The sequence below is a fragment of the Halorubrum tibetense genome, from assembly GCF_042661865.1.
Classification (GTDB): Archaea; Halobacteriota; Halobacteria; order Halobacteriales; family Haloferacaceae; genus Halorubrum; species Halorubrum tibetense.
Genome location: NZ_JBHSWW010000393.1, coordinates 1 through 1746 on the forward strand (window position 1 = coordinate 1; position 1746 = coordinate 1746).

Here is a 1746-nt window from a genome sequence, read left to right on the forward strand (position 1 = left end):
AACCGGTCGGCGGCGGTCACGGCCGCCCCCACGTGCGGCATTCGGGTCGCGTGCGACGCCGCACATGTCGCGTGCGACCCTCGCGTACGACCGGGTCGCGGGCCGGATCAGTCATTCGACTACGACTCGCGACCGCGGTACCAGAGCGCCCCACCGACGACGGCGACGAGGGCCAAGACGCCGACGACGATGAGGAGCGTCGGCAGCCCGTCGTCGTCCGTTAGCGGCGCGGTCACGTCGATCGGGTACTGGGTCACGTCGGAGATCCGGTCGTTCCCGCGCTCGTCGTCGTATCGGAAGTCGAGCTCGACGGGGTAGGTCCGTTCGTTCGCGCCACCGGCCGCGGTGACCTCGAACCAGATCTCGGTCGACTCCCCCGGTTCGAGCTCGTCGACGAACGCCTCGTCTTCGACCGCCGTAAGCGGGCTGTCGGCGTAGAGCGCGGCGTTGATCGACGACAACGTCTCCGGGCGCTGGTTCGTGATCTCGAAGGTGACCCGCCGCGTCTCGCCCGCGGGGATCGACGTGCCGTCGGACGCCACGTCGAACTCCGGTTGCCGGGGGGTGACCTGTACGCGGTCGCTCGCGGACGCCGTCATCGTGGCGTCGCCGGCGGTGTACTCGACGGTGAACCGAACCTGTCGCGGGCCGGGGTCCGCCTGCCCGCTCACGTCGGCGTCGAACGAGAAGTCGACCGACTCGCCGTCCGCCAGGTCGGGGAGCGCGTACCGGTCCTCGCCGAGGGTGACGCGGGCGCTCTGTGGCTCAGCGACTAACACCGCGTCCTCGGCCGCGAGCGGCCCGTCGTTGGTGAGAGTCCCCGAAACCGTCCCCGAGTATCCCACTTCGAGCGCCCCCTCGACGTCGTCAAGGCTGAACGACTGCTCCGGGATCGGGGAGACACCCGTCCGCGAGGGTGCGGCGGTGGTCTCGACGCCGTCGCGGTCGCGGTACTCGACGGTCGACTGGAGCACGTAGCGGTCGCCCACGAACTCCGGGCTGACCGTCGAGTCGAACGTCACCGTCCGGTTCTCTCCGGGTGCCCAGTCGCCGACGAACACGTCGCTTCCGGTGCCGTCGCCGAGGACGACGCCGCTCCCGCTCGCGCTTCCGGAGACGACAGCGTCCCGGGCCGTTTCCTCGCCGACGTTCTGTAGCGTCGCCCGAACGTCCCCGTCGCCGCCGACCTGCGCGTCGGTTTCGGCGTCGACGATCGCGAACCGGGCACCGTCGTCGACGACCACCGTGAGATCGAATCGGTCGATACCCCGCCGGTCGTTGTGGTTCGTGAACTCGGGGAGGATCTGTGCGGTGTAGCGGTAGCGCGCGGTCACCTCGATGTCGTACTCGCCCGCCGGCGTGTCGTCTGGGACGGCGAGTTCGATCGGGACTGAAGTCGGGGAGCCGGTCGGGACGTCGCCGATCGCGACCTCGCCGGATTCGACCGATATCGGGGCGTCGTCGTCGGCTTCCGCCTCCAGCCGGAGACTCCGCGCGGTCGTCACCCGCGGGTCGAGCTCGTTACCGAAATCCATCTCTCCGGTGTTGAGCACGTCCACGGTCACCGTGGCGGGGCCGCCCGTCGGCACGGTCGGCTGTGAGAGGAACAGATCGAGCACTGGCGAGCCGCGTACCTGGCCCCCGCTCTGTGCGACCGTCCCGTCGGCGAGCGCGCCGTCCGAGAGGTCGGCCGTAACGCCCGTTCCCGTGCCGTCGGCAGTCGGTTCCGCGGCGACACCGGCGAAC

Annotated in this window: 1 protein-coding gene; it reads right to left on the reverse strand. The window is 70.3% G+C overall.

Going from position 1 to position 1746, the window contains the following annotated elements; all coding sequences use genetic code 11:
- Positions 1-119: 119 nt before the first annotated feature.
- Positions 120-1746: COG1361 S-layer family protein (locus tag ACFQEU_RS15450; protein ID WP_379783605.1), on the reverse strand; the 1627-nt coding region annotated here is incomplete at its 5' end.